This is a genomic window from Shigella sp. FJ200513, assembly GCF_040495915.1.
In the GTDB taxonomy this organism is placed as follows: domain Bacteria; phylum Pseudomonadota; class Gammaproteobacteria; order Enterobacterales; family Enterobacteriaceae; genus ECMA0423.
Genome location: NZ_JBDYCV010000227.1, coordinates 1 through 1,753 on the forward strand (window position 1 = coordinate 1; position 1,753 = coordinate 1,753).

The window sequence follows — 1,753 nt, forward strand, 5'->3', positions numbered from 1 at the left end:
TGGTAAAGGAGAGGCCCTGGAAATACCCCACAGCCCCGAAAAAGAGCCAGTCAGTTGCTTAACTGACTGGCATTACTGCCGACCGGTGGCCCTTTTTTATAACTGACATCAATAAATTCATCTATCTTTCTATATAAATATATTCTGAATTATCATTAATGTCTGATAACAAACTTGATTTTTTACTGTTTAAATAATATTTAAACAATAAATCTATATTTTATTTTTGCGTAATTAATATTATTTTTAGATAAAGCCGTCTCTTTGGTGTACTATTCCTTTGAATCAAAAACACACTTATTAATATAAGTGATGATTCATGGTAAAGGATATATTATATCAATGGAGTTTTTATGAAGCGTAATATTATAGGCGGTGCATTCACTCTGGCATCTCTAATGCTGGCCGGGCATGCACTGGCAGAAGATGGTGTTGTTAACTTCGTCGGTGAAATTGTCGACACTACTTGTGAAGTTACCTCCGATACAGCCGATCAAATTGTCCCACTGGGTAAAGTCAGTAAAAATGCATTTTCAGGTGTAGGTAGTCTGGCGTCGCCACAGAAGTTCAGTATTAAACTTGAAAATTGCCCGGCAACGTACACTCAAGCAGCCGTTCGTTTTGATGGTACAGAAGCGCCTGGCGGCGACGGCGACCTGAAAGTGGGTACGCCGCTTACAGCAGGCAACCCTGGTGATTTTACCGGTACAGGACAAGCGATTGCGGCAACCGGCGTTGGTATTCGTATTTTTAACCAGTCCGATAATTCGCAGGTTAAACTTTATAACGACTCTGCTTATACCGCTATCGATGCTGAAGGCAAGGCTGAAATGAAGTTTATTGCACGCTATGTGGCAACCAATGCGACCGTAACGGCTGGTACGGCGAACGCTGATTCACAATTTACTGTCGAATATAAGAAATAATTTATCAAGGGCCTTTTTATTCAGTTGGCTTTGGCCAGGGAGTCGTTATGTCCAGAAAAAGTTGTTTAATCAGGCTCTTTAAAACAACAGTTTAATGTAAGTTATTTACCGCGATTATACTCAGCGTTTTTTTAGGCCAACCAGCATTAACTTATGCAGGCGTTGTCATTGGTAGTACGCGGGTGGTTTACTTAAGTAATAATGCTGATAAATCTATTTCTGTATTTAGCAAAGAAGAAAAAATACCTTATCTCATCCAGGCTTGGGTAGATCCATTTAATAAAGAGGATAAAAGCAAAGCGCCGTTTACCGTTATTCCGCCAGTATCACGATTAGAACCTTCGCAAGAAAAAATATTACGCATTATTCACACCAAAGGTGTGTCATTGCCTGATGATCGCGAGTCAGTCTTCTGGCTGAATATTAAAAATATTCCGCCATCAGCGAGCAACAAAGCGACGAACTCGCTGGAAATAGCAGTAAAAACGCGTATCAAGCTGTTCTGGCGACCAGCAAATATCCGCCTTATTCCCGAAGATGCTGCGCCGAAAGTGAAATGGCGCCGGGAAGGGCGAAATCTGATAGCAGAGAATCCCAACCCAATTCATATCAGTGTGATGGATGTCATCGTTGATGGCCATGATGTGCCCCTCAATATGATCCGTCCTTTTGAAACGCTCACGTTACCTTTACCTGCTAATTCTGCGGGAGGCCAAATGACCTGGCGATTTATTAATGATTACGGCGCAGTCAGTGGATTTGCCCCTATATTTCCAGACATCTGTTATCACTTAACCCATTACAAGCCCGCTGCCGCAGATATTCCC

1 protein-coding gene and 1 pseudogene are annotated in these 1,753 nt (G+C 41.8%); both read left to right on the plus strand.

The annotated features are described in order from the left end of the window. Positions 1 to 353 precede the first annotated feature (353 nt). Positions 354 to 926 carry a long polar fimbria major subunit LpfA-O113 gene (lpfA-O113, locus tag ABZJ92_RS21760; protein ID WP_000827814.1) on the plus strand — a complete coding sequence of 191 codons (573 nt, stop codon included), beginning with the start codon at positions 354 to 356 and terminating at the stop codon, positions 924 to 926. Positions 927 to 973: 47 nt separating this feature from the next. Then, positions 974 to 1,681, plus strand: a pseudogene (gene lpfB-O113 / locus ABZJ92_RS21765) (long polar fimbrial chaperone LpfB-O113); the annotation flags it as partial. Positions 1,682 to 1,753: the final 72 nt, after the last annotated feature.